The organism is Polaribacter butkevichii, from assembly GCF_038024105.1.
In the GTDB taxonomy this organism is placed as follows: domain Bacteria; phylum Bacteroidota; class Bacteroidia; order Flavobacteriales; family Flavobacteriaceae; genus Polaribacter; species Polaribacter butkevichii.
The window spans coordinates 2,617,948-2,642,918 of sequence record NZ_CP150661.1 but is presented as its reverse complement, the minus strand read 5'-3'; the positions used below and the strand labels follow the sequence as shown (position 1 = coordinate 2,642,918).

The following is a 24,971-nucleotide window of genomic DNA, read 5'->3' as shown; positions in this document are numbered from 1 at the left end:
ATGCTATTTTTTAGGAAACTAATTTAAGTTTTTTGTAACTTGTGGCACTTATTTAAAAATAAAACAAGCAAGATTAATGGCGGCAGATAAAGAAAAAACAGCAAAGCTAAAAGCACTTCAACTTACTCTAGATAAGCTAGATAAGACTTATGGTAAAGGAGCCGTAATGAAATTAGGTGATGTAGTTACCGAAGATATAGATGCAATTTCATCTGGTTCTTTAGGGTTAGATTTAGCCTTAGGCGTAGGCGGTTATCCAAGAGGAAGAGTTATTGAAATTTACGGACCAGAATCTTCTGGTAAAACTACTTTAACGTTGCATGCAATTGCAGAAGCTCAAAAAGCTGGAGGAATTGCAGCATTTATTGATGCAGAGCACGCATTTGATAAATTTTACGCAGAAAATTTAGGAGTAGATATCGATAATTTAATTATTTCTCAACCAGATCATGGTGAGCAAGCATTAGAAATTGCAGAAAACTTAATTCGTTCTGGTGCAATTGATATTGTTGTTATTGATTCTGTGGCAGCATTAACTCCAAAATCCGAGATTGAAGGAGAAATGGGAGATTCTAAAATGGGTTTACATGCTCGTTTAATGTCTCAAGCATTACGTAAATTAACAGGTACTATTTCTAAAACAAAATGTACAGTTATATTTATTAACCAATTACGTGAAAAAATTGGTGTAATGTTTGGTAACCCAGAAACTACAACGGGTGGTAACGCATTAAAATTCTATGCTTCTGTACGTTTAGATATTAGAAGAAGAACACAACTTAAAGACGGAGATAGAGTTATTGGTAACAGTACTAAAGTTAAAGTTGTTAAAAATAAAGTAGCACCGCCTTTTCAAATTGCAGAATTTGATATTATGTACGGGCAAGGAATCTCTAAAGTTGGTGAAATTTTAGATATTGGTGTAGAATTAGGTATTGTAAAGAAAAGTGGTTCTTGGTTTAGTTACGGAGAAACAAAATTAGGTCAGGGTAGAGATGCTGTTAAAGGTTTAATTAAAGACAATCCAGAATTAGCTGAAGAACTTGAAGGTAAAATTAAGATTGCTATTGAAAATCAAGAATAAATATTAAAAGTTCTAACTATTATTATTAAACTGCTATAGAAGTAATCAATCTATAGCAGTTTTTTTATGCGTTTTCTAAAAGTATAATACAACAAACTATTTTTTATTGTGCAATATATATGTGCTTTTGCAAGACAGTGATTACTTTTATAGGTTTGTAGCATGATTCATCTAACAGAACAACTATCCTTACAAAAGATAAAAACAGAAGATTGTACCAAATTGTATAATGTTATGCGTGAGGTTTACCCTTTAGCTTACAGCCATTTTTGGACAGATAATGGAGATTGGTATGTAAATTCTCAATACGCTAAAGCGCATATCTTAAAAGAATTATCCGAAGAAAATACAGCGTATTATTTTGTACTATTTAAAGATGAAATTGTGGGTAATTTTAGAATTATTTGGGATGAAACTTTGCAAGGTTTATCCGAAGAAAAACAAGTAAAGTTACACCGAATTTATCTTCATAAAAAAACACAAGGAAACGGAATTGGTAAAAAATTAGTTGCTTGGTTATCAGAAAGAGCAATTAAAAAAGGATACAATGCCATTTGGTTAGATGCTATGGATGAACAACCACAAGCTTTTCAGTTTTATAAAAAGTTAGGGTTTGTGTATCATTCTCATACTTTTTTAGCATATGATTTATTATATAAAGAAGTACGAAAAATGAGTCAGTTATATAAAGTTTTAAACCCTTAATAGTTGTTTTTTAGAGCTTAAAATATGATAATTGTAGTTTTGAATATTTTATTTAATCCTTTAAAAATATATGTTTGTACTGTATATTTAGTAATTAATACTTTTTATTTATAAATTTGCAAAAGGTTTATTTTTTGAAGATGATACCTTTTAAAAAGCATAAAATGAAATATACATATATCATTATACAAGATAAAATTGATGATTTTGAAGATTTAAAAACAGCTTTAGATGAACATTCTGATTATAAATTTATAGCTACAGCAACAAATTTAGAAGATGGTTTTTCTTTAATTGTGAAAGCAAAACCCAATCTTATTTTTTTAGATGTAGAAATTAATGATAGAAATTCCTTTACACTTATTCCTAAATTAAAAGAGTTTTTTACTGATTTGCCAATAATTATTATGACAACAAAACATAATTATTATGCAAAAGAAGCAGTAAACAACCAAGTTTCTTATTTTTTAAGTAAGCCAACAGAGGCTGTAGAACTAGAAAATTCATTACTATTTTTTGAAAAAGTATTTACAGAAAGACAAACACACCTTGTAGTAAAAACAGGGGCAGATATCTATCTTTTACACTATAATGAAATTTCTTTTTTACAAGCGGAAAGAAATTATACAAGTATTTTTAATGCAAACGGAAAAAGTTTTTCAACATCAAAATCTTTAAAACATTTTGAAGAAACGTTACCTAAAAAATTTATTCGTGTTCATAGAAGTTTTATTGTAAATAAAAACTGTATTGAAAGATTAAATACTAGAAAAGGACAACTCTTTTTACAACCAACGGATACACTTCAGGATTTAGAAGAAAATTTTATTCCTATTGGAAAAGAATACCTACAGAAACTTAAAAACTCTTTTTCTTTTTAAAAATTATAACTCTTTTTTATCAATTATTTTGTTATAAAAAATGTTGTTAATCCTTAAAAAAATATTGTTGGTAGGTATTAAATGTATTTTTATCCTAATTTATAGAAATTTTAAAATAAAAGGTAATAATTTTAAATTACTACCTTTTTAAGTATTATTCTTTAGATAGAATTTTTACCAACCATAAAATTAAATAGGCTCCAAGACCTAAACCTCCAAATAAAACTAATAAGACAAATAATATTCTAATATTTTTTGCTGAAAACTGTGTTTTTGTACTTAACCATTCACATACTCCTAAAATCATAATTTTATTTTTTAATTTTTGTTAAACTCCTGTACTTCCAAAACCACCAGCACCACGTGCTGTTTCACTTAAAACAGTTACTTCTTGCCAGTTTATACGTTCGTGTTTTGCAATAATTAATTGCGCTATTCTTTCGCCATCATTTACAATAAATTCTTCATTAGATAGGTTTACTAAAATAACACCAATTTCTCCTCTGTAATCTGCATCTACAGTTCCTGGAGCGTTTAAAACAGTAATTCCTTTTTTAGCAGCCAAACCACTTCTTGGTCTAACTTGAGCTTCAAAACCAACAGGTAACGCTATAAATAAGCCTGTTTTTACAATGGCTCTTTCTAAAGGTTTTAAGGTGATTGCTGTTTCAATATTTGCTCTTAAATCCATTCCTGCAGCACCTGCTGTTTCGTAATTAGGGGTTGCGTGTTTCGATTTATTAATTATTTGTACGTTCATTGTCATTATAAATTATATAAAAATGTAATTACTTTTAAAAATTCTGCTTTCCAAAAAGACTCTGTATGTGTTCCTTTTGGTGCAATTTTAGTTTTTATGTTTTCTAATGGAAAACCAAGATCTATTAAGCGTTCTGCCATATTTTCTGTATCGGTAACCATAATAGCTTCTTCTTTATCACCGGCTAATAAATATAGTCTTGTATTTTTTTGATTCCCATTTTCTTCTGCAAATTTAATTACTTTATTAGAAAACCAAAAAGAGGAGGAAAGTGCACCTATTTTACCAAAAACTTCTGGATGTTTTAATCCGCCATAAAATGAAATCAATCCTCCTAAAGAGCTGCCAATGATGGCTGTGTTTTCTGGTGCTGGTTTGGTTCTGTAATTTTTATCAATAAAAGGTTTTAATTCATTTATTAAAAAATTGACATAAATAGCTCCTTTTCCTCCACCATATTTTAGGTTTTTCCAAGGTGTATATTCTTCAATTCTTTTCTCTCCACCATTTTCAATCCCTACAACAATAAAGCCTTTACCCTTTTTTTTATAGAGTTCATTTAGCGTTTCATCTACAGACCATTCGCCAACAAAAGAAGTTTTGTTATCAAACAAATTCTGAGCATCGTGCATATAAATTACATCATATTTTTCTGTTGATGTAGTATAATTTGGTGGTAAATACAACCAAATTTTATGTGGAATATCGTTTAAACCATCAATAATAAATGTTTTTTGTAAAATGGAAACATTGATTGATTTTGTAGAAAGTTTTTCTGTATTTTTTGTTTCTGTAATTTCTTTTTTTACTTCGGATTTTTTGACTTTACAAGCGTTAAAAACCAGTAGTAAAATTAGAAAATATATTGATTTTATATTCATATCTATCGTTTTAATATTTGTTTAATTTCCTCTTTTTCATTGTAATAAATCAATCCGAAGAAAAGTAAAATAGTTACTATAGAAAACCAATACTGTCCTCTAAATACTATAAAAGAAACCCACTCAAATAAAATTGAATATATTAAATAATACGCTATTTTTTTTAATTTATAATTTACCGGATAATGCTTTTTACCAACAAAATAAGACAACACCATCATGGTACCAAATGCTATTAACGTTGCCCAAGCAGAAGCCATAAAGCCTATTTTTGGAATCATTATTAGGTTAAAAATAATGGTTATTAAGGCTCCCACAATAGAGAAATACATTCCGTATTTTGTTTTATCCGTTAGTTTATACCAAATAGATAAATTATTATAAATGCCTAAAAATAAGTTTGCTAAAAGTATGATTGGCACAATAGAAAGTGCTTCAAAATATTCTGGTTTTCCTAATAAAATTTGTGCAAATAAATCTATAAAAACAACTACAATAAGCATAAAAAAGGATCCAAAAATGGTAAACCAAGTTAAAACTTTGGCATAGGTTTCTTTGGCATTTTTTTTATCAGCATTATTAAAGAAAAATGGTTCTGCACCCAATCGGAATGCCATAATATACAAGGTCATAAAAACACCTAATTTGTAACAAGCTGCGTAAACTCCCATTTGTTTTTCACCCAAAATATCTCCTAACAAAAGTTTGTCTAGGTTTTCATTGGTTACAAAAGCTAAGCTTCCAACCATTATTGGTAAACTATAGGCTAACATTCTTTTAAAAAGCGTAATATCAAACTCGAATTTAAATTTAAAAACAGATGGAAAAAGCAATCCAAAAGTAGATAAACTGGCTACAGTTCCTGCAACAAAAATATGAATGACTTTTGGGTTGTTCTCATAGTAATTTACAATGGTTTCTGGTAATGAAATTCCGTTTTTAATAGCATAAGGCACAAACCATAAAAAGAAAACATTTAAAATAGTAAATACACCAATATTTATCAGTTTTATTGCTGTAAATTTTAAAGGTTTGTTTGTAACGCGTAAATATGCAAAAGGTACAACTACTAGGGTATCTAGCGTAATTGTATAAACTAATAATTTAAAAAATAAAGGGTTTTTAAATCCGAAGAAAGTAGCAATTTCATTATTAAAAAATAACGCTAAAAAAAAGAAGATTAGCGTTGAAATTAACAAACTAATAAAGGATGTAGAAACTACTTTTCCTTTCTCTTTTTCCTTAGAAAAAAAACGAAAAAAAGCAGTTTCCATTCCAAAAGTTAGTAGTGCATTTAAATAGGCAGCATAAACATAATAATCTGTATTAACTGCATATTTTTCTGCATCTAATGTAGAGGTATGTAATTTAACCAAAAAGATATTAATTGCACGTGGTAAAACAGCGGCAATTCCGTATATTATGGTGTCTTTAAAAAATCGTTTTAAGGAACTCAAAAAATTAGTATTAGCATACACAAATATAATAATTCACAAATGCATTCATCATTAGATACTAATTTTCTTACTTTTGATATATAAAATGATCAATAGATGAATGAGGACAAAAAAATAGCGGTTTTTGGTGGTGGTAGTTGGGCTACGGCCATTGTAAAAATGTTGAGTGAAAACCTTGATACCATTGGTTGGTACATGAGGAGTGAGCAAGCAATTGAGCATATTAAAGAAAATGATCATAACCCAAATTATTTGCAATCTGCAGATGTGTATGCACGTCAGTTAGATTTGTCTAGTGATATTAATTACACCGTTAAAAACTACGATATACTTATTTTTGCAATTCCTTCTGCCTTTTTAATGAGCGAATTAAAAAAATTAGATACTTCTTTAGAGGGTAAAATTATTTTTTCGGCAATTAAAGGAATTGTACCAGAAACAGGTTTAATTATAGGAGAACATTTTAATAGAGAATTTAATATTCCTATAGAAAATATTGGTGTTATCACTGGACCTTGTCATGCAGAAGAAGTTGCTATGGAGCGATTATCGTATTTAACAATTGCTTGTAAAGATGAAAATAAGGCAAAATATATAGAAAAGTCTTTGCAAAGTTGGTACATAAAAACCAAGATTTCTGATGATATTATAGGTACTGAGTATGCAGCAATGTTAAAAAATATTTATGCTGTAGCTGCTGGTATTGCACATGGTTTAGGTTATGGAGACAATTTTCAGGCAGTTTTAATGAGCAACGCAATTAGAGAAATGAAACGCTTTATTAAAAAGGTACATAAAATGAAACGTAACATTAATAACTCTGCTTATTTAGGCGATTTATTAGTTACAGGTTATTCTCTTTTTAGTAGAAATAGACAATTTGGTAACATGGTTGGTAAAGGATATACTGTTAAATCTGCTCAAATGGAAATGAGTATGATTGCAGAAGGATATTACGCTACTAAAAGTGCCTTTAAGATGAAGGAAGAAAACGGAGCAAATACGCCTATTATAGATACGGTTTATAATATTTTATATGCTAACAAAAACCCTAAAAAAGAATTTCAAAAATTGACAGATAAATTAGATTAAATGTTTAATTTTGAACATTGATATAAAATATTAAACAATTGTAATGAAAACAATACAAGAAGTTGTAGAAAGTACCATTAGAAAAACACCTTTTATAGAAGAGGCTTTAAATGAAAAGTTGATAAATGTATCTTCTTTAGCAAGAATTATTTTGGCAGATGTTTCTGCTGCTTTAAAAAAAGAAGTAAAAGTAGGTGCGGTAATGATGGCAATTAATAGGCTTTCTCCTGCAAGTGAATTGCGTATTAGAAAGAATATTAAAAAGTTAGCTTTAGATTTAGGTGATGTAATTGTACGCTCTGATCTCTGTGATTTTACCTTTAAAAATACACCTTCTTTATTGCGAGAAATTGCAAAAATTCTAACAAAATCATCAGAAAATTCTGATTATTTTTTAACTGTTTCTCAAGGTATTTTCGAAACAAATATTGTTACTAGTAAAAATTTAGAACCTTTTGTTAAAGAAATTTTTGAACAAGAAATTTTAACCAATAGTATGCTAGATTTGGCTTCTATTACTATAAAATTACCTAAAGAAAATTTAGAACAATCTGGTATTTATTATTTTATTTTAAAACAACTAGCTTGGGCAGATATCTCTTTACAAGAAATTATTTCTACTACTAATGAAATGACAATTGTTGTAAATGAAGAAGATATTAACCAAACATTTGCCATTTTAATGGATATGAAATTACGTTAGTAAAATGGCTAAACAAGATCCTTATGCAGCATTAAGAATAAAGGAATTTAATATCTTTTTATTTGTTAGATTTCTCCTTGTTTTTGGTTGGTCTATGCAATTTATTGTTATTGAATGGGAAGTATATTCTCTTACAAAAGACCCTTTAAATTTAGGAATTATTGGTTTAATGGAAATTATTCCGGCATTTACAATGGCTTTATTTGCAGGTCATATTGTAGATCAAAATGAAAAAAGAAATTTATTAGCTATTTGCACAGCGGCTTTTTCTTTAATTAGTCTAGGTTTGTTTTTATTAACATCAGAGAGTGTAGTAGGGCATTGGTCTACAAATGCTGTTTTATACTCTATTTACGGGTTGGTTTTCTTTGGCGGCTTTTTACGTTCGTTTTTTGGGCCTACCATTTTTTCTTTAGTAGCCTTGTTAGTGCCTAAAAAAATATATCATAATGCGGCAACCTGGAGCACAAGTACCTGGAAAACAGCGTCAGTTTCTGGAGCTTTATTTGGTGGTTTTTTTATAAGTTGGATTGGTGTTGACATGACGCTTTGTTTAGTCTTTATATTGGTAATCTTATCTTTAACGTTCACTTTTTTAATTAAAAAGAAACCAATTTTAAATAAAAAGATTGGTGAGCCAATGAAAGAAAGCTTAAAAGCAGGAGTAAAGTTTGTATTTCAGAACAAAGCCATTTTAGGAGTTTTAACTTTAGACATGATTGCTGTTTTATTTGGAGGAACGGTAGCTATTTTATCTGTTTTTGCACAAGATGTACTTAAGGTGGGGCCAGAAGGTTTTGGTGTTTTAAACGCCTCTATTTCTATGGGAAGTATTGTTACCATGTTTTTAACAACTTACATTCCTATCAACCGAAAAACAGGTAAAAAAATGTTGATATCTGTCTTTGTCTTCGGATTAAGTATTATTGCCTTTGGGTTGTCTTCTATTTTTTGGGTAAGTATTTTAGCTTTATTTGTAAGTGGTGCTGCAGATGGAATATCGATGGTTATTCGTCAAACTATTTTACAATTAAAAACTCCAGATGATATGAGAGGTAGAGTATCTTCTGTAAATTCTATGTTTGTGGGTTCTTCTAATGAATTAGGTGCTTTTGAAAGTGGTTTAGCAGCTAAACTATTAGGCCCTGTAGTTGCTGTTGTTTTTGGAGGAACAATGACCTTAATTACTGTAGTAGCTATAGGTGGTTTAAACCCAACTTTAAGAGAGTTAGATTTAACAGCAGAAATAGAAGCAAACGATAAAGAAGAATAAAAAAAACCTGCTTTAGTAAAAAACAGGTTTTTATAAGATGCAATTTTATGGATAATTAATAGTTATCGGTGAGTGTTTTCATAAAAGAAATAAGACTCTTTTTCTCTTCTGTACTCAAATTTAAATTATCAAAAGGTAACGTTTGGTATTCTTCATAAATACCAATTCCTTTTCCACCACCACGATTATAAAAATCTACGACTTCTACTAATGTTGTGTATACGCCATTGTGCATATAAGGTGCTGTTTTAGCAATGTTTCTAATAGTAGGTGTTTTAAAAAAACCTTTTTTTTCTTTAGTATGAAATAAATTGTATCTACCAGGATCACTGCTAATTGTAGCATTTATAGTATCTTTTTTTTCAGGAACACCAATCAATTCTAATTCTGTATCTGTAAAATTAGGAGGCACAGTTCCGTTAAATAATGGAGGAAAATGACATGTAGCACAAGCTGCTTTTCCCATAAATAAATTAAAACCCTCTTTTTCTTGATTGGTTAACGTATTTTCTTTTCCGTTGATATTGTTATCAAACTTAGAATTAAAAGAATTTAGCGTTCTAACATAAGAGGCAATAGCATGTCTAATATTAAAATCGATTCTTTTAGATTGATATAAAGACGTTAATAAATGCTTATATTTTATATTTTTTTGCACCCTATTTACAATAGAATCCATAGGCAGGTTAAATTCATTGTGGTTGTTAGCAACCCCTATTATTTGCCCTTCTAAGCTTCCTGTACGAGCATCCATAAAATAAGATTGTTGGTAGGCAGCGTAGGTTAAAGTAGGACTGTTTCTAATCTGTCTGCTATCAAAAGTTTTTTTACCATCTGTAAAAGCTAAATCTTTTATATGACAACTAGCACAAGCCATATTTTTATTTTTAGAAAGAATTTTATCATTAAATAACGCTTTACCAAATAATTCTTTTTGTTGTAAATGCGTGGTATCACTTTTATAATCTGTAAAATAGAATACATTAATTGCTTTCGAATTAAAAAGGGCAGAAGCGGTATTTGAGATGGCCATTTCAAAAGGAAAAGTAACGTTCCAATCTTTTTGAGTTTCTATTAATACCTTTAATTGCTTGTCTGTATTTTCTTTGATAAAGGCAAACCTATCAAACGTATCAAAATCTGTATTTAATGCTTTAATAGCCGTTTTAAAAGAGGTAATTAATTGTTGATAAACTTTTTTAGAGGTAAATTTATCTTCAAAAAATTCTACGAGTGTTATTAGCGTTTCATAAGTGTATTGACTTTCTAACAAGGATGCTTTTAATACAGGAGAATCAAACCCTGTAATTCCGGTTGTAGAAATTCTAATAATTTGATTTCTTATCAACCAAATAACATGATAATCTTTTAAGTTGATGTTTATATTTTTTTTAATTAATTTTAATCTATTACTAGTTACAGCAACTGTTTTTTTAATATTTAATGAATCTAATGTAGTATCATAAAGTAGTTCTTCTATAACCTGAAAACCAAAAGGATTTGAAATTTTTATATCTGTTAAATCTTCTTCTTGTACCTGTAAAATGTTAGGTGCATTTAAAGATTTATAGTTGTTTTTATCTAATGAAGCTAAAATAGGTTCTATTCTTTTAAAGTGTTCACGAGCTTTTTTATAAAGAGTTTTATTGGTTGCTATTTTTTTTGAAACAGATATAGAATCTAGTAGCGTAATACAGGTATTTAATTGTGCATCATAAAATGTTTTTATGTTTTTGTTTGTAGAAGAGATGTTTACCATTTTCTCTTCTTTTTTGCAAGCTACTAGGGTTAAAAGCAAAAGACATATACTAAAAGTATATGCCTTGGCTTTCATAAATAAGATGTTATTCATGATGTTTTTTTAAATTATCTTTCTAAACCTTTAATTAAATAAAGCATAGAACCTTCTTTTCTGTTTGCTAAATCTGGGTTTGCATTAGGATCTGTAAAAGAAGTTCCGTCTGCAGGTTCCCATCCATGGTTTTGTGTTATTACTAAGAAGTTATTATCACCATTGTTAACAACATCTGTTACATCAATCATCCCTGTAATTTCCCATCTTCTAGCAGTGCTTCCGTATCCAATACTTGCAGCTCTATTTTGATCACATTCTAAAACGGTTTTAATAGCACCCGTAGTTAAGTTATATTGATATAATTTAGCATACCCATTAACAGCAGTATCTAAATACCCGTTTGGATCTTCTTGTATGTATGCATAGTTTTCTGTTACTAAGATATTATCTGGAGAGTGAAAACCAGCTGCTTTACCACCAATTTTATCACCATCTAATACACAGGTAATTTTACAAGCTCCTGTAGGATCTGTTTCATTTAAAACAACTTTGTATACACGTCCTAAAACGCTTCCTTTACCAATTAAATCTGGTTTATCACGTCCTGTAACACAGAAATATATTTCTCTTTGGTTTGCTGCAGAGCCTCTTCTCCAGTCGATATCTTCTAATCTAGAGAATCCCATAACGTTTTTTGTTTTAGCTTCTGTGTCTAACGCATTAATTTCTCTTTCTTCTAATTCTACAAATTCTGCATTATATTCTGTTCCTTCTGCCATATCCATTTCAAAATCAACACCAGTAGAAGTTACTTTTAAGCCATATAATTTTCCTCCATTTAAATCTCCTCTATTTCCAACATACATCCCTAATTGACCAGAAGGAACTGTATTGTCTGAGTGATCATCTCCAATAAAAATAACTGTTTTATCTGCATAAGCATCTTTACCTATTGGTACTGCATTTTCTGTAGACCATTGCCCTAAAGCAGACAATAATTCTCCTGTACTAGCATCATCAGGACTTTTTGTAGGGTCTGTTAAAAACACACCTTTAGATGCTCCTCCCCATTCACCACCAGATAAATACAAAGGACCAAATCCATGTTCTTCCGGACTTATTAATGTTCCTGAACATTGTGCTGTTTGAGCCGTAGCTGTTGCATTTAAGATATATTCTCCATGAAATGGTCTTAAATTTTTGTTTAATAAAATACGTGCTATCGAATAATCTGCTTCAATATTATTTATTAAAGTAAAGGTTTCATCTCCGTTGTTAATTAAACCTGCACCATCAGCCATAGATCCGTATACAAAATCTGGAGTATTTGGTATTACGTCTTCAGAAGTTAATAAAGGAGTAATTTTTAAGTGTAAAAAATCGTTTGTAACTTTTAAAAGACTAGGTGTTTTTGAAGTTGCTAAGAAAACAGAAGCATCTTTACCATTTTCTCCATTAATACCGTCTTTACCATCAACACCATCCACTCCGTCAATACCATCTTTTCCGTCTTCTGGCTCACAGCTAATTAATACTGTACTAGTGGCTGCCATCATAAAAAGTGCAATTACTAGTTTAAAATAATTTTTCATAATTCTGATTTAAGTTTTGTTGTTTAATTTTTGTCAAAACTATTCTTTGAATGTATGAAAGACGTTAAATTAATAAGGTTGTATGATTAACTTATAGTTAGTTTAAAGTTATTAAGGTTAAAAAATTTTTAAGCTTTTTTAACTGCTTTTGTAGTTTGTAATTAATTTGTATTTCTGTTTTTAAGGCATAAAAAAACCGTTTATCAGTAGTATTGATAAACGGTTGTAGAAATTTATTATTTTTCTTCTGTTATGGCTGTAATAGATTTAACAGTTTCTTTTTCGTCCGTAGGATTGCCATCTTCATCTAGGATATCAATTTCTTTAGTAACCCAAGTAATATTAAATTTTTTACCAATCAATTCTTCTTCGTACAAAGAAAGCTCTATATTTTCATCTAAGTCATAGAATAAAAAGGAAACATTTTTATCATCTACAAATTTAAAATATTCGGTTTCTGTAAGTCCTTTAAAAGTAGCGATAAGTTTGTTTGATGTGTCTTGAGCAGAAATTGTATTTACAGCAAAAGAAAGAGAAATAAACAGCACGAATGCTGATGCATATAATTTTTTCATGATTTTTAATTTTAAGGTTATTTTTTAATAAATATAGTAGCTTGCTCTTTTTCCTAAAAGAACCTGCTTTTGTTTTGAAGTACTCGAAACTATATTTTCATAAGCCTTAAAATTACTGATATGTGTATATCAAATATACATTTTTTTTCGATTGAAAATTAAATTTGGTGTTTATTTTTCATTCAACAAATAATTATTTTTAAACACTCGTTTTTTTAGTTATTAATTTGATTTTAAGTGTATTAAATTTTATGTATTTTTTTGTTAAAGTTGCTATATAACCTGTTTTAGCTTGATAAATAAGGTTAACTATTATTTTGTTGCTTTAATAGTTAATATGGTTTTTACAACAATTTTAGAGCCTGTTTTTTGTCCTACCGAATTGTATTCATCTACAAGTTTCTTTTTCCAGGTAAGTGTAAATCTTTTATTTATTTTACTATCATCTTCTTTTTCAAAATCTATATTTTTTGATAAATCATAGAATAAATATTCTACATTATTATCGTCTACAAATTTATAGTCTTGATTTTCTGTAGGACCAACATAAGTTGCAACTAAGGTGTGTACTGTTTCTTGAAACGTAATTTTTTTTGCAGAAAAAGAGATAGTAATAAATAAGATAACAGCCGTGGTATAAAACGTTTTCATAATTCTTAAATTTAAGGTTATTGTAAATTATAAATATTTTAAATACTCTTTTTGGGAGAAAGAAGTTATTTAAATAGAAAAGCGTAAATTCATAAGCATTATAATTATAATGATACAATCAAATATAAGCTATTTTTTTATTGAAAACCAGTATTAAGTTTCATTTTTTTTAAGTATTTTATTTTAATTGTTTTGATTTTCAGTAGGTTAAATCTAGTAAAGTATATTTAAAATACTGTTATAAAATAAAAACCTCACAGACTTTTTACAATCTATGAGGTTTTTAAATTTGTATTTTGCAAAACAATATTTTACTTAAAAGTAGTAGCCAATTGTATTTTTTCTTCTAGTTCTTTTAGATGTTTTTCTGTTGTTTTTTCGTTCCAAGAAAAATAGTTTTTAAACTCATTAAGCACATACTCTTTGTATAAAAATACACTGCGTGCATCAAAAAATAAACGTCCGGTTCTGCGCATAAAAAAATCGGTGGGAGTACAGGTCATTTCATAATTTATGGTAAACCAAATTTCTGCTTTCATCATTTTTTCTTGCATGTTATCATGCATTAAATCATCAAACTTTTGTAAAATAATATCTGTTTGTTTTCCATAATTATGCACTAAATATTCTGCATCTTTTCTATCGAAATCTACTTCTGCAATTCTATTCTGAATAGCATCTGTATAACTTTGTACTTCTTGGTAATTATTAAAAGCTCCACCAGAAAGAGCTATTTTTTTTGTTTTTATATCCTCAAACTTTGTGTCGAATCTTCGTTCGTATTTTTTGGCAACCAAATCTACAATACGTTCTGCCATTTTTCTATAACCGGTTAATTTTCCGCCTGCAATAGAAATTAATTCTGTATCAGAAACAAAAATTTCATCTTTTCTAGATAGTTCTGAAGAAGACTTTCCTTCTTCGTGTATTAAAGGTCTTAAACCTGCCCAAGAAGACTCAATATCATGTAATGATAAATTGATGTCTGGAAACATATTATTTACCGCAGAAATCAAATAAGTGGCATCTACTAAATTAGTTTCTACATTGTTTTTATCTAGTTGATAATTGGTGTCTGTAGTACCAAAATAGGTAACTTTTCCACGCGGAATGGCAAACATCATACGTCCATCTGGTATATCAAAATAAACCGATTGTTTTACCGGTAATTTATTATGTGCAACTACCAAATGAACTCCTTTGGTTAAATGTAATCGTTTTCCTGTTTTAGAATGATTGGTTTGTCTTAAATCATCTACCCAAGGTCCTGTTGCATTTACTACATACTTTGCTTTTATATCAAAAGAAGTATTAGAAAGCGTGTCTTTTACAGTAGCACCAAGAACTCTATTATCTTCGTAAATAAATTGGGTTGCTTCTGTATAATTTAAAATTTTAGCCTCGTAATCTAACGCTGTTTTTAGTACTTCTATGGTTAAACGGGCATCATCGGTTCTGTATTCTGCATAATAACCAGCGCCATTTAAAATACTTTCTGGCAACAAAGGTTCTTTTTCTAAAGCTTCTTCTTTGTCTAACATTTTACGTTTGTCTTCTCCTTCTACAGAAGCTAAAATATCATAGACTTTCAGTCCGATAGACGTTAACCAAGAACCATAGGTTCCGCCTTCAATTAAAGGTAAAATCATTTTTTCTGGAACCACCAAATGAGGCGCTAAATCATGCACAATGGCGCGCTCTGTACCCACTTCTTTTACCAACCAAAAATCGAATTGTTTTAAGTAGCGCAAACCACCATGAATTAGTTTTGTAGATTTACTAGAAGTACCAGAAGCAAAGTCGTTTTTTTCTATTAAAGCCACTTTCATTCCTCTAGAAGCAGCATCTAAAGCAATACCTGCACCTGTAATTCCACCACCAATAATTAAAACATCAAATTCTGTAGTTTGTAAATCTTTGGTAATATTTTCTCTATTGAAGTAAGAAAAGTTGCTCATAATTAAAATTGAATTTCTTTAAAGAATAATCAGTATCGATTATTTGTTAGCAAAGTACAAAAAAGCAAAACATTCATTTTATCTTTTTAGTTTTTTTTAATTGCCTTTTCTACATCATTTGTTTTATATTTATAAAAAAACAAAATGGCAATTTTAGATTTATATTCTAAAGGAAAACACCAACAAGAAATAGGACATTTTGCAAATATTGTAAAAATTGCAAAAGTAGATGGTGAAATTACCGATAATGAAAAAGAATTATTAATTAGAATGGGGAAAAACTTAAACTTAACATTAGATGAGTTTGCAGTTATTCTTAATAATCCGGAAAAATTTCCAATAAATGCACCTGTCAGTTATAATGATAGAATAGAACGTTTACACCGTTTAACAAAAATGATTTTGGTAGATGGTAACGCTAAATTAATAGAAGTTCAATTGATGATAAAAATTGCTGTAGGCCTACATTTTTCTACGGATAATGTAGAAAAAGTATGCGACGAAGCTATTCATTTAGTTTTAAATGAGAATAGTTTAGAAGATTTTACCGAGGCTATTAAAAAAGTACATAATTTTTAATTGCAAACAATTCACAAATTAGAGCTGTGGTTGTCCTGGATGGACGATCTTGCAGAGCAAGATTATGTGGTTATTGATGATTTTATAGACAACAACCTTTATAAAGAAATTAAAAACTTCCTTTTTAAAAACATAGATGTTTTTGATAAAGCAGGTATTGGTTCTCTTAACCAACACACAATAAAAAAAACCATTCGTGGCGATAAAACCTATTGGTTAAATAAAGAACGAGATACAATTCTTAAAGATTTTTGGAATTTATTAGAAGAAACAAAAAGCACGTTAAATAGGTATTGTTATCTAAGTTTATCTGGGCAAGAATTTCATTTAGCTCATTATCCTTCTGGAGGTTATTATAAAAGGCATTTAGATCAATTTGAAGGTAGAAATAATAGAATGATTTCTATGATTATTTACCTAAATGATAATTGGGAAACAGAAAATGGTGGACAATTAGAAATTTTAGATAAAAATAAAAAATTGCAATTAGTAGAACCTATTGCAAAAAGATGTGTTTTATTTAAAAGTGATAAAGTTCCACATGCTGTTTTAAAATCTTTTAAAGATAGATATAGTTTAACAGGTTGGTTGCTTTATCAACCAATAGGTTTAGGACCATTATTAGGTTAATTATAGGTTTCTTTTTTATAAGTTACAGAAATACTAATAATATTAGTCTAAAATTTTTGTTGGTAAACCATCAATACTGGTTTGGTTTTTATCTTGCCAGTATTGTGCTATACCTTCTTTACCTTGCTCTGTTGCCCAATCATTCAGCTCGTTTCTTTCTCCTTTATATTCCATAAACGGAATAGACATTCCGCAAGAGGTTTGTGCAGATGTTATAGTAATATCAAAAATCTGACGCGTTCCTGGAGTTTCTGGAAACAGCGTAATTAACTCATTCCAAGTAGCATCACCTTCTTTAATTTCTTTCCCTTTTCCGTACAAACGTAAAATATTTGGTGCACCTTCAAAAGCACAAAACATAATAGTAATTCTGTCGTTTTCTAATAAATGAGCAGCAGTTTCGTTTCCACTTCCAGTAACATTTAACCATAAAACACGGTTTTCACTTACAACTCTAAAAGAATCCATACCTTTTGGCGATAAATTAATTCTACCAGAATTTGGTGCAGTAGCAACAAAGAATATTTTTTGTGCTTCAATAAATTTTTGAAGTCTTGAGGTTATTTTTGTATAAAATTTAGACATATAAGGTTTCTTTTTAAGTGGACAATTTACAAAATATCGATTGATAAAATGTTTTATAAATTACTACCTTGTAACCAAATTAAAACTTCTCTTTATGGAATATGGATTTCTATCAGTAATACCACCAATTGTGGCCATTATTTTAGCCTTAAAAACCAAGCAAGTATACATTGCGCTATTATTTGGTATTTGGTTTTCTTGGTTAATCATAGAAGGATGGAATCCGTTAGCGGGAACGTTAGCAATGATTGAAGGAATGGTAAACGTTTTTCAGTCTAAAGGAAATACAAGAACCATAATGTTTAGTGCTTTAGTTGGCGCTTTGTTAATTTTTATTCAGTTTTCTAGAGGAGTAGAAGGTTTTATCAATATTATAAATAGAAGATTAGTAAAACTAGAAAATAAAAAAACAGGTTATAGTAGAATAATGGTGCAAGTTTTAGCAACAGTAACCGGTTTATTACTATTTGTAGAAACAAGTATTAGCTCTTTAACAGTAGGTACTTTATACCGTCCTATTTTCGATAAATTAGGCATTCCAAGAGAAAAATTAGCATACATAGCAGATTCTAGTTCTGCACCATCATCCATATTAATACCCTTTAATGCTTGGGGCGCTTTTATAATGGGTCTTTTATTAACACAAGGAATAGACAAGCCTTTTGCAATGATGATGAGTTCTATTAAATATAACTTTTACCCATTAATTGCCATTGTAACTGTTTTCATTATCATTTTTACCAAAAAAGATTTTGGACCAATGAAACAGGCTGAAAAGAGAACCAAAGAAACAGGTGAGTTAATGAACGAAGGCTCTACACCAATGGTTTCAGATGAAATTACATCATTTCCGCCAAAAGAAGGCATTCCTGCAAGAGCATATAATATGATTGTGCCGCTTTTAACCATGGTTTTAATGATGCCAATTAACTTAGTTTACACAGGTTGGAATGAGGTTAAAGAATTTACATCAACCTTAGATCATATACAACAAGCAATTGGTGCAGGTTCTGGTTCTTCATCTGTTTTATACGCTGTAATTACGGCACTTTTAGTGGCAATTGTAATGTATATGATTCAAGGATTTTTAAAACCAAAAGAAGCTATTAATTTAACCTTAAAAGGAATTAGTGAGCTAATGCCCTTAGCATTGTTAATGTTGCTAGCATTTGCTATTGGAGACGCTTGTAAAGTATTAGATACAGGAAACTATGTGGCAAATGTAACAGAAAGTTGGTTGTCGCCAGAACTGTTACCGGCGGTTGTTTTTATAGTTAGTTCTTTCATCGCATTTTCTACAGGAACATCTTGGGGAACCTTTGCCATTATGCTGGCAATTTCTATACCTATGGCAAATATTCATGGGGCAGATGCAACTATTGTAGTGGCTGCAACTTTAGGTGGCGGAATTTTTGGAGACCATTGCTCGCCAATTTCAGACACTTCTATTATCTCTTCTATGGCATCCGCAAGTGACCATATAGACCATGTAAAAACACAATTACCTTATGCTTTGGTTGGCGGTGTACTTACCGTAATTATGTACTTAGTTATTGGTTTTATGGGGTAGTAGGGTAGCATTTGGTAGAAAAGACTAAAACTAAAAAGTAAATATTAAACTAGAAATATGCATTTAGAAAAGTTAACTTTAAGTCATTTCATTTTAACTTTCATAATTATTTTATCTTTTAGTAGTTGTACAAAAGAAGACATTTGTACAAAAGAAATTAATGTGCCTATTTGGAATGAAGAAGCTCAAATATTTGAGGATAATTTTCAAGATTTTCCTTGTGATTTTAATGGAATAATTAAAAGTGTATCAGAGTTTACTCTAAATGAAAAAAAAATACTTTTACTAAATTTACAAAATAAAAAGACTACAGAAATTTCAGTACAATCTCCTGCTTATTAAACAACAAAGTTAGGTCATTGCGAGGAAGAATGACGAAGCAATCTGTTTAATCAAATAAAGATTTTTTTAAACTCTCAGTTTATAATAATTTGGGCGTTACCACAAGGGTCGCGCTTTTCACTATATCTTTTTGTAAAAAACAAAAAGGATGCCGTTGCAATCGCTAACGCGGGCGTATTTGTTAACAATTTGTCTTTACGAGGACGTTAGGACGAAGTAATCTGTTTGTTTAATGAAGAGATTGCCATAGCTTACAAAAAAGTAAACTTCGCAATGATTACTCAGCTAAAATACCACGCTTTTTAATTTCATCAATCATACGCAAAGCACCTTCTTTAACGGTGTTTTCTTTAAAGAAAAATGTTTTTTCGTGTAAAGTGTTTCCTTCAAAAAAAGAAACCTGAAAACGGTTATTTAACTTGAATAATTCTGGTTGAATAAATTCAATTTTAGCAAAAGAATTTGCGGGTAGTTTGTCTAACTTTTTACGTAATAAAGAAGTAGTTTTTGTATCAGAAAAACCCTGAGAAACAATTACCATCATTTCTAAGTCTACTTTCTTATTATTAAGAATATACACATTCCAATCATCTGTTTTGTACAAATCATTGTATTCATAAACAACAGCCATTTCTACGTCTGTAACTTCTGGTATGTGAATGTCTTTTTTCATAAAAAATAATTAAGTAAATAATTTTTTTGTGTCTTTGTAATTTGGTGTGATAAAACCTCGTAAATTATTTAGAATAAGATGCTCAAAAACCACCTCGATACCATAAATTTCAAAAAGATTTTTAGGATTAAAAACAAAGTCTTTAATTCTTGTAAAATACAAATCGCAAAACAAATCTACGTTTAAACTTTTGCGAAGATACTCTTTTTCTATAGCCTCTTCAAGCAAAGGTTTTAAGTTGTTTTTTATAAAGTTGTCTTTAAAATCTTTAAAAACAGTGTCTGCATTGTGGTAATATTTCTTAATTCCGTATAAAAATGTAGGCTGAAAATAGTTTAAATATTGAAAACTATTTTTCTGAATTAAGAGAATTCTTTCTATAGGATCTTCTGTGTTTTTTAGAATTTTATCTACTTCGTGTAAATATTTATCTACAATAAAACGAACCCCTTTAGAAATGAGTTCGTCTTTATTTTTAAAGTGTTTGTAGATGGTTTTTTTAGAAATACCAAGTTCAGAAGCAAGCTGATTCATAGAAAAACGCTTGCTTCCAAATTTGATAAAGTTGGTAATAGAACACTCTAAAAGTTCTTGTTTACTAACCATTTTAGTTTATTTTAAACCACCTCCTAAAGCTTCATAAAGGTTAACAACAGATTGTAATTGTTGTAATCTGCTACCAATCACTTTAATTTCAGAGCTTAATGCACTTTGTCTAGCCGTTAATAAGTCTAAATAAGTGGCATATCCATTTTTTAATAATTCTTCAGAATTTTTTTCTGCTTTGCGTAAAGCTTCTACTTCATTTTGTAAGAATTCATACTTTTTGTTTTCAGAATTGTAAGAATAGAGTGCATTAGAAACTTCGTTACCTGCAACTAATAAAGTCTTTTTAAAGTTTAGTAGTGCTTGTTCTTGTTGTGCAATAGCAACTTCTTTTTGTGTTTTTAATTTTCGTTTATTAAAAATAGGTTGTGTTAAACCCCCAACAATATTCGCAAATAATGAATTTGCGTTAAATAATTTATCAAAATCTAAACTTTGCAATCCGCCAGAGGCAGTTAAAGTTAAAGAAGGATATAAACTACTTCTAGCAACATTTGTTAACTCGAAAGCACTAATTAATCCATATTCTGCAGCCATCACATCTGGTCGGTTGCTTAATAATTGAGAAGCAACCCCTAATTTCATTTCAGAATTTATGGTTTGTTGGTCTAAACTACTTCTCTTAATTTGTTGAGGTGCTTTGCCTAACAAAATACCTAGTGTATTTTCTGCTTTAAAAAGAGCCACTTGTAAATCTATTTCTAATGCTTTAGCGTTATTGTATTGTGCAATATTTTGATCTACTGCTACCTGATTTGTTAAACCAGCCTCTTTTAAAGCGATAATAGTTTCTACTCCTTTTTTTCTAGTTTTAATAGATGTTTTGGTAATTTCTAACTGTGCATCTAAAGCCAAAATAGTGTAATATGTATTTGCAATACTAGAAATTAGTTGCGTTTTTACGGCTTGATGTCCTGCTACACTTTGTAAAAAAGCAGCTTGTGTTGCACGTTTATTACTACGTATTTTTCCCCAAATATCAGCTTCCCAAGAAAGTGAAGCGGTAATATCATACTGGTCTGTAGATGTATTTGTTAAAAAAGCACCAAACTGACTGTTTTTAGACAATTCTTGATGTGTAAGATTTGGACCAACACTTAAAGTTGGTAAATAACCTGCTTTACCTTGTTTTGCATAGGCTTCGGCTGCAACTATTTGTTGTATTGCAATTCTAATATCCATATTGTTTTGCAATCCTTCTTCTATGTATTGCTGTAAATAGGTATCGGTAAACAAGGTTTTCCAAGATACATCTGCCATAGATATACTATCTGATGGCAAATTATCTGTTCTGTACAAGTTTTCTGTTTCTGTAATTTCTGGTCTTGTATACTCTTTGGCAACAAAACAACTTTGTAACGTAAAAGCCATTACAGCTAAAACGACTCCTTTTTGAAGGTTTTTGTTTTTTATAATTGAGATCATCTTATTCTTCTTCTTTTTGTTGAGAAATAACGGCTGGTTTACTAGAAACTTTTTCTTGTAACCATTGAAATAATATAAATAGTATCGGAATTACAAAGACTCCTAAAATGGTACCAATTAACATTCCACCAACAGCACCTGTACCTATAGAGTTGTTTCCTTCAGATCCTACACCTTTTGCTAATACTAATGGCATTAAACCAAGAATAAAGGCAAATGAAGTCATTAAAATAGGACGTAAACGAGATTTTGCTCCATGAATAGCAGCATCTACAATACTTTCTCCATTTTTACGACGCTGCAAAGCAAACTCTACAATTAATATGGCGTTCTTGGCGAGTAGACCAATCAACATAATTAAAGCAATTTGGAAATAAATGTTGTTTTCTAGTCCAAAGAAGTAGGTACTTATATATGCTCCAAATACACCAAATGGTAATGATAATACAACAGCAAAAGGTAATAAGTAACTTTCGTATTGTGCACTTAATAAGAAATATACAAATAGAATACTTAAAGCAAAAATAAATGCAGTTTGGTTACCAGCGTTAACCTCTTCTCTTGTTAAACCAGAATATGCAACGGTATAGTTACTTGGTAATTTTGCAACTTCTTCTTCAATAACTCTAATAGCATCTCCTGTACTAAAACCTTCGTTTGTAGCACCTATTATGGTTGTAGAATTAAATAGGTTAAAACGAGTAACTGATTGTGGTCCATATACACGTTCTAATTTTACAAACTGTGTAATAGGTGTCATTTCTCCAGAATTTGTTCTAACATACATGCTATTTAAATCATCTACCGTTGCTCTGTCATCTGGTAGTGCTTGAATATACACTCTAAATTGTTTTCCGAATTTAGAAAAATCAGAAGCATACACTCCACCAATATAACCTTGTAAAGTAGAAAAGATACTATTAATTGGTACTCCTTTTTCTTTGGCTAAAGGCACATTAATATCCATTTCATATTGTGGATAATTTGTGTTGAAAGATGATTGTGCGTATTGTACTTCTGGATGCTTCATTAAAGCCATGGCAAATTCTTTATTTGCTTTATCTAAGTCTTTAAATTCTCCACCAAATTTATCTAGTAAATTTATTTCAAAACCTGCAGAGTTACCAAATCCACGTATACTTGGTGGCGAGAAGAAAATTATTTTTGCTTCTGGCATTGTAGATACAATTCCAAATAATTTACCTGTAATGGCTTGTACAGAGGTTGATGGATCTTTACGTTCTCCCCAATCTGCTAATTTTATAATACCAAAACCATAATTACTACCCGCTCCACTAATTAAACTTCTACCTTTAATAAAGTTTACTGCTACAACACCTTCTATACCATTTATTTTTCCATATAAATCTTTAGCAACCGCATTGGTTCTATCTAAAGAAGCACCTGCAGGTAACTCTATATTTGCAAAAATAATTCCTCTATCTTCATTAGGTACAAATCCTGTTGGTGTATTTTCAGTTGCCCAAAAAATTCCAACAACTGCTAAGACTAATAATAAAACAGGTATCCATTTTCTTTTGTATAAGAAATGTAGCGATTTACCATATCTTTCTACTGTAGCGTTAAAACCACGATTAAATAAAGTGTAAAAACGTTTTAATGGGCTTTTTCCTTTTAACTCTTCATCTTCTTTATGTGTTTTTAATAGTAAAGCACACAAAGCCGGACTTAATGTTAATGCATTAACTGCAGAAATAAGAATGGCAATAATTAACGTAACACCAAATTGCTCATAAAACACTCCTGTTGGTCCTGTAATAAAGGTAACCGGAATAAATACAGCTGCCATTACTAAGGTAATAGATATAATGGCACCAGAAATTTCGTTCATGGCTACCAATGTTGCTTTCTTCGGATTTTTCTCTCCTTCATCCATCTTCGCATGCACTGCTTCTACAACCACAATAGCATCATCTACCACAATACCAATGGCGAGGACTAATGCAAATAGTGTTAATAGGTTAATAGAGTATCCAAAAACATTTAAGAAAAAGAAGGTACCAATAATAGAAACGGGTACTGCAATTGCAGGAATTAACGTAGATCTAAAATCTTGTAAGAATAGAAATACTACTAAGAATACCAATAAAAAAGCTTCCATTAAAGTACTAATTACTTTTTCTATTGATGCATTTAAGAATAAACTGGTATCGTAAGGCACAAATACATTTAACCCTTCCGGAAGGTCTTTTTTAACGCTTTCTAAAGTTGTTTTAATGTTTTCAATAATTTCTCGTGCGTTAGAACCTTTTGTTTGAAAAATCCCCATAAATACGGCAGGTTTTCCTAAACTCATTGCATTAGACGCATAAGATTGTGCATCTAATTCAATTTTAGCAACATCATTTAAACGAAGAAATTGTCCGTTTCCTAATGCTTTTATAATAATATCTCCGTATTGTTTTTCTTCTTTAAAACGACCACTATACGTTAAGGTATAAGAAAATGCTTCTCCATTATTTTGACCTAAAGAACCCGCTGCTGCTTCTAAATTTTGTTCTTTTAAAGCTGCAGTAACATCCGAAGGAATTAAATTATAAGCGGCTAATTTTTCTGGTTTTAACCAAATACGCATTGCATAATCTTGTTGAGAAAATACACTTACATCTCCAACACCACTAATACGTTGCATTGCCGGAATTACGTTTATTTTTAAGTAATTCTGAATATAAGTAGCATCGTAATCTGTATTCTCAGAATACATAGAGATAAACATTAATGCACTTGTTTCTTGCTTTTGAGTTGTTACACCAGTTTGTATTACCTCTTGAGGTAATAAAGGCGTTGCTCTAGCTACACGATTTTGTACGTTTACAGCCGCAATATCTGCATCTATTTCTTGATTAAAATAAACGGTAATTTCTGCGGTACCTGTATTAGATGCCGTAGAAGTAATGTATGTCATTCCTTCTACACCATTTATTTGCTCTTCAATAGGAATAATTACACTTTCTAAAACGGTTTCTGCATTGGCACCAGGATAAGAAGCAATCACTTTAATTGTTGGTGGTGCTATATCTGGATATTCTTCTATTGGTAAGCTTGTGATACTGATAATCCCTAGTACAACTATGATAATAGAGATTACTGTTGAAAGCACGGGTCTTTCAATAAATGTTTTTAACATGTCTAA

Annotated in this window: 24 protein-coding genes; 10 read left to right on the top strand and 14 right to left on the bottom strand. The window is 30.0% G+C overall.

Annotated features, from left to right (window positions below; translation table 11 throughout):
• Positions 1-76: 76 nt before the first annotated feature.
• The 3 genes from recA (at position 77) to WG951_RS11340 (ending at position 2,670) form a co-directional block, all read left to right on the top strand.
• A complete protein-coding gene (gene recA, locus WG951_RS11350; RefSeq protein WP_105049694.1) occupies positions 77-1,084 on the top strand; it encodes a recombinase RecA in 1,008 nt (335 codons plus the stop codon).
• A 162-nt stretch (positions 1,085-1,246) separates the two neighbouring features.
• On the top strand, positions 1,247-1,789 hold the full coding sequence (locus tag WG951_RS11345) for a GNAT family N-acetyltransferase (protein WP_105049695.1): 543 nt from the start codon (positions 1,247-1,249) through the stop codon (positions 1,787-1,789).
• Between the two features lie 164 nt (positions 1,790-1,953).
• Positions 1,954-2,670 (top strand): LytR/AlgR family response regulator transcription factor, encoded by a 717-nt coding sequence (locus WG951_RS11340; RefSeq protein WP_170062912.1) that lies wholly within the window; start codon positions 1,954-1,956, stop codon positions 2,668-2,670.
• 154 nt (positions 2,671-2,824) lie between these two features.
• On the opposite strand, the gene WG951_RS11335 is transcribed toward WG951_RS11340, so the two are convergent.
• The 4 genes from WG951_RS11335 to WG951_RS11320 are packed head-to-tail and all read right to left on the bottom strand — an operon-like array spanning position 2,825 to position 5,768.
• Positions 2,825-2,977: a PspC domain-containing protein gene (locus WG951_RS11335; RefSeq protein ID WP_105049697.1), complete on the bottom strand. Its 153-nt coding sequence runs from the start codon at positions 2,975-2,977 to the stop codon at positions 2,825-2,827.
• Between the two features lie 21 nt (positions 2,978-2,998).
• Entirely contained in the window at positions 2,999-3,430 is a 432-nt protein-coding gene (gene dut, locus WG951_RS11330) for a dUTP diphosphatase (protein WP_105050599.1), read from the bottom strand.
• 5 nt (positions 3,431-3,435) lie between these two features.
• On the bottom strand, positions 3,436-4,311 hold the full coding sequence (locus WG951_RS11325) for an alpha/beta hydrolase (protein WP_105049698.1): 876 nt from the start codon (positions 4,309-4,311) through the stop codon (positions 3,436-3,438).
• 2 nt (positions 4,312-4,313) lie between these two features.
• Complete coding sequence (locus WG951_RS11320) at positions 4,314-5,768, bottom strand: MATE family efflux transporter (protein ID WP_105049699.1); 1,455 nt, start codon at positions 5,766-5,768, stop codon at positions 4,314-4,316.
• 96 nt (positions 5,769-5,864) lie between these two features.
• Between WG951_RS11320 and WG951_RS11315 the strand changes: the two genes are divergently transcribed.
• The 3 genes from WG951_RS11315 to WG951_RS11305 are packed head-to-tail and all read left to right on the top strand — an operon-like array spanning position 5,865 to position 8,836.
• On the top strand, positions 5,865-6,860 hold the full coding sequence (locus WG951_RS11315; RefSeq protein WP_105049700.1) for an NAD(P)H-dependent glycerol-3-phosphate dehydrogenase: 996 nt from the start codon (positions 5,865-5,867) through the stop codon (positions 6,858-6,860).
• Positions 6,861-6,903: 43 nt separating this feature from the next.
• The gene (locus tag WG951_RS11310; protein ID WP_105049701.1) at positions 6,904-7,563 is read left to right on the top strand and encodes a hypothetical protein; all 660 of its coding nucleotides are present in this window, start codon (positions 6,904-6,906) and stop codon (positions 7,561-7,563) included.
• Between the two features lie 4 nt (positions 7,564-7,567).
• Positions 7,568-8,836 (top strand): MFS transporter, encoded by a 1,269-nt coding sequence (locus tag WG951_RS11305; RefSeq protein ID WP_105049702.1) that lies wholly within the window; start codon positions 7,568-7,570, stop codon positions 8,834-8,836.
• Positions 8,837-8,891: 55 nt separating this feature from the next.
• Here the strand turns inward: WG951_RS11305 and WG951_RS11300 are convergent, their stop codons facing one another.
• The 5 genes from WG951_RS11300 to WG951_RS11280 all read right to left on the bottom strand — a co-directional run bounded on the left by WG951_RS11300 (position 8,892) and on the right by WG951_RS11280 (position 15,407).
• On the bottom strand, positions 8,892-10,688 hold the full coding sequence (locus WG951_RS11300; protein ID WP_245893535.1) for a cytochrome-c peroxidase: 1,797 nt from the start codon (positions 10,686-10,688) through the stop codon (positions 8,892-8,894).
• 14 nt (positions 10,689-10,702) lie between these two features.
• Positions 10,703-12,223, bottom strand: coding sequence for a phosphatase (locus WG951_RS11295; protein WP_105049704.1), 1,521 nt, complete (start codon positions 12,221-12,223; stop codon positions 10,703-10,705).
• 236 nt (positions 12,224-12,459) lie between these two features.
• Complete coding sequence (locus tag WG951_RS11290) at positions 12,460-12,798, bottom strand: hypothetical protein (protein ID WP_105049705.1); 339 nt, start codon at positions 12,796-12,798, stop codon at positions 12,460-12,462.
• Positions 12,799-13,110: 312 nt separating this feature from the next.
• On the bottom strand, positions 13,111-13,449 hold the full coding sequence (locus tag WG951_RS11285; RefSeq protein WP_105049706.1) for a hypothetical protein: 339 nt from the start codon (positions 13,447-13,449) through the stop codon (positions 13,111-13,113).
• Between the two features lie 311 nt (positions 13,450-13,760).
• Entirely contained in the window at positions 13,761-15,407 is a 1,647-nt protein-coding gene (locus WG951_RS11280) for a glycerol-3-phosphate dehydrogenase/oxidase (RefSeq protein ID WP_105049707.1), read from the bottom strand.
• Between the two features lie 144 nt (positions 15,408-15,551).
• Between WG951_RS11280 and WG951_RS11275 the strand changes: the two genes are divergently transcribed.
• Together WG951_RS11275 and WG951_RS11270 are read left to right on the top strand one after the other, a co-directional pair.
• A complete protein-coding gene (locus WG951_RS11275) occupies positions 15,552-15,986 on the top strand; it encodes a fructose 1,6-bisphosphatase (protein WP_105049708.1) in 435 nt (144 codons plus the stop codon).
• Positions 15,987-16,616: a 2OG-Fe(II) oxygenase gene (locus tag WG951_RS11270; RefSeq protein ID WP_245893536.1), complete on the top strand. Its 630-nt coding sequence runs from the start codon at positions 15,987-15,989 to the stop codon at positions 16,614-16,616.
• A gap of 42 nt (positions 16,617-16,658) precedes the next feature.
• Here WG951_RS11270 and WG951_RS11265 read toward each other — a convergent pair whose 3' ends face one another.
• Positions 16,659-17,201 carry a pyridoxamine 5'-phosphate oxidase family protein gene (locus WG951_RS11265; protein ID WP_105049710.1) on the bottom strand — a complete coding sequence of 181 codons (543 nt, stop codon included), beginning with the start codon at positions 17,199-17,201 and terminating at the stop codon, positions 16,659-16,661.
• Positions 17,202-17,295: 94 nt separating this feature from the next.
• Here WG951_RS11265 and WG951_RS11260 point away from each other — a divergent pair, with 94 nt between their 5' ends.
• Together WG951_RS11260 and WG951_RS11255 are read left to right on the top strand one after the other, a co-directional pair.
• Positions 17,296-18,771 (top strand): Na+/H+ antiporter NhaC family protein, encoded by a 1,476-nt coding sequence (locus tag WG951_RS11260; protein WP_105049711.1) that lies wholly within the window; start codon positions 17,296-17,298, stop codon positions 18,769-18,771.
• Between the two features lie 57 nt (positions 18,772-18,828).
• The gene (locus WG951_RS11255; RefSeq protein ID WP_105049712.1) at positions 18,829-19,113 is read left to right on the top strand and encodes a hypothetical protein; all 285 of its coding nucleotides are present in this window, start codon (positions 18,829-18,831) and stop codon (positions 19,111-19,113) included.
• Between the two features lie 277 nt (positions 19,114-19,390).
• Here the strand turns inward: WG951_RS11255 and WG951_RS11250 are convergent, their stop codons facing one another.
• The 4 genes from WG951_RS11250 to WG951_RS11235 are packed head-to-tail and all read right to left on the bottom strand — an operon-like array spanning position 19,391 to position 24,965.
• A complete protein-coding gene (locus tag WG951_RS11250; RefSeq protein ID WP_105049713.1) occupies positions 19,391-19,786 on the bottom strand; it encodes a hypothetical protein in 396 nt (131 codons plus the stop codon).
• A 9-nt stretch (positions 19,787-19,795) separates the two neighbouring features.
• Entirely contained in the window at positions 19,796-20,392 is a 597-nt protein-coding gene (locus WG951_RS11245) for a TetR/AcrR family transcriptional regulator (RefSeq protein ID WP_105049714.1), read from the bottom strand.
• 6 nt (positions 20,393-20,398) lie between these two features.
• Positions 20,399-21,817 (bottom strand): efflux transporter outer membrane subunit, encoded by a 1,419-nt coding sequence (locus WG951_RS11240; RefSeq protein ID WP_105049715.1) that lies wholly within the window; start codon positions 21,815-21,817, stop codon positions 20,399-20,401.
• A gap of 1 nt (position 21,818) precedes the next feature.
• Positions 21,819-24,965: an efflux RND transporter permease subunit gene (locus WG951_RS11235; RefSeq protein WP_105049716.1), complete on the bottom strand. Its 3,147-nt coding sequence runs from the start codon at positions 24,963-24,965 to the stop codon at positions 21,819-21,821.
• Positions 24,966-24,971: the final 6 nt, after the last annotated feature.

What these genes read in the sequence shown, in the direction of transcription:
- recA (WP_105049694.1), top strand. Translation starts at nt 77, where the DNA reads ATGGCGGCAGATAAAGAAAAAACAGCAAAGCTAAAAGCACTTCAACTT.
- WG951_RS11345 (WP_105049695.1), top strand. Translation starts at nt 1,247, where the DNA reads ATGATTCATCTAACAGAACAACTATCCTTACAAAAGATAAAAACAGAA.
- WG951_RS11340 (WP_170062912.1), top strand. Translation starts at nt 1,954, where the DNA reads ATGAAATATACATATATCATTATACAAGATAAAATTGATGATTTTGAA.
- WG951_RS11335 (WP_105049697.1), bottom strand. Translation starts at nt 2,977, where the DNA reads ATGATTTTAGGAGTATGTGAATGGTTAAGTACAAAAACACAGTTTTCA.
- dut (WP_105050599.1), bottom strand. Translation starts at nt 3,430, where the DNA reads ATGAACGTACAAATAATTAATAAATCGAAACACGCAACCCCTAATTAC.
- WG951_RS11325 (WP_105049698.1), bottom strand. Translation starts at nt 4,311, where the DNA reads ATGAATATAAAATCAATATATTTTCTAATTTTACTACTGGTTTTTAAC.
- WG951_RS11315 (WP_105049700.1), top strand. Translation starts at nt 5,865, where the DNA reads ATGAATGAGGACAAAAAAATAGCGGTTTTTGGTGGTGGTAGTTGGGCT.
- WG951_RS11310 (WP_105049701.1), top strand. Translation starts at nt 6,904, where the DNA reads ATGAAAACAATACAAGAAGTTGTAGAAAGTACCATTAGAAAAACACCT.
- WG951_RS11305 (WP_105049702.1), top strand. Translation starts at nt 7,568, where the DNA reads ATGGCTAAACAAGATCCTTATGCAGCATTAAGAATAAAGGAATTTAAT.
- WG951_RS11300 (WP_245893535.1), bottom strand. Translation starts at nt 10,688, where the DNA reads ATGAATAACATCTTATTTATGAAAGCCAAGGCATATACTTTTAGTATA.
- WG951_RS11295 (WP_105049704.1), bottom strand. Translation starts at nt 12,223, where the DNA reads ATGAAAAATTATTTTAAACTAGTAATTGCACTTTTTATGATGGCAGCC.
- WG951_RS11290 (WP_105049705.1), bottom strand. Translation starts at nt 12,798, where the DNA reads ATGAAAAAATTATATGCATCAGCATTCGTGCTGTTTATTTCTCTTTCT.
- WG951_RS11285 (WP_105049706.1), bottom strand. Translation starts at nt 13,449, where the DNA reads ATGAAAACGTTTTATACCACGGCTGTTATCTTATTTATTACTATCTCT.
- WG951_RS11280 (WP_105049707.1), bottom strand. Translation starts at nt 15,407, where the DNA reads ATGAGCAACTTTTCTTACTTCAATAGAGAAAATATTACCAAAGATTTA.
- WG951_RS11275 (WP_105049708.1), top strand. Translation starts at nt 15,552, where the DNA reads ATGGCAATTTTAGATTTATATTCTAAAGGAAAACACCAACAAGAAATA.
- WG951_RS11265 (WP_105049710.1), bottom strand. Translation starts at nt 17,201, where the DNA reads ATGTCTAAATTTTATACAAAAATAACCTCAAGACTTCAAAAATTTATT.
- WG951_RS11260 (WP_105049711.1), top strand. Translation starts at nt 17,296, where the DNA reads ATGGAATATGGATTTCTATCAGTAATACCACCAATTGTGGCCATTATT.
- WG951_RS11255 (WP_105049712.1), top strand. Translation starts at nt 18,829, where the DNA reads ATGCATTTAGAAAAGTTAACTTTAAGTCATTTCATTTTAACTTTCATA.
- WG951_RS11250 (WP_105049713.1), bottom strand. Translation starts at nt 19,786, where the DNA reads ATGAAAAAAGACATTCACATACCAGAAGTTACAGACGTAGAAATGGCT.
- WG951_RS11245 (WP_105049714.1), bottom strand. Translation starts at nt 20,392, where the DNA reads ATGGTTAGTAAACAAGAACTTTTAGAGTGTTCTATTACCAACTTTATC.
- WG951_RS11240 (WP_105049715.1), bottom strand. Translation starts at nt 21,817, where the DNA reads ATGATCTCAATTATAAAAAACAAAAACCTTCAAAAAGGAGTCGTTTTA.
- WG951_RS11235 (WP_105049716.1), bottom strand. Translation starts at nt 24,965, where the DNA reads ATGTTAAAAACATTTATTGAAAGACCCGTGCTTTCAACAGTAATCTCT.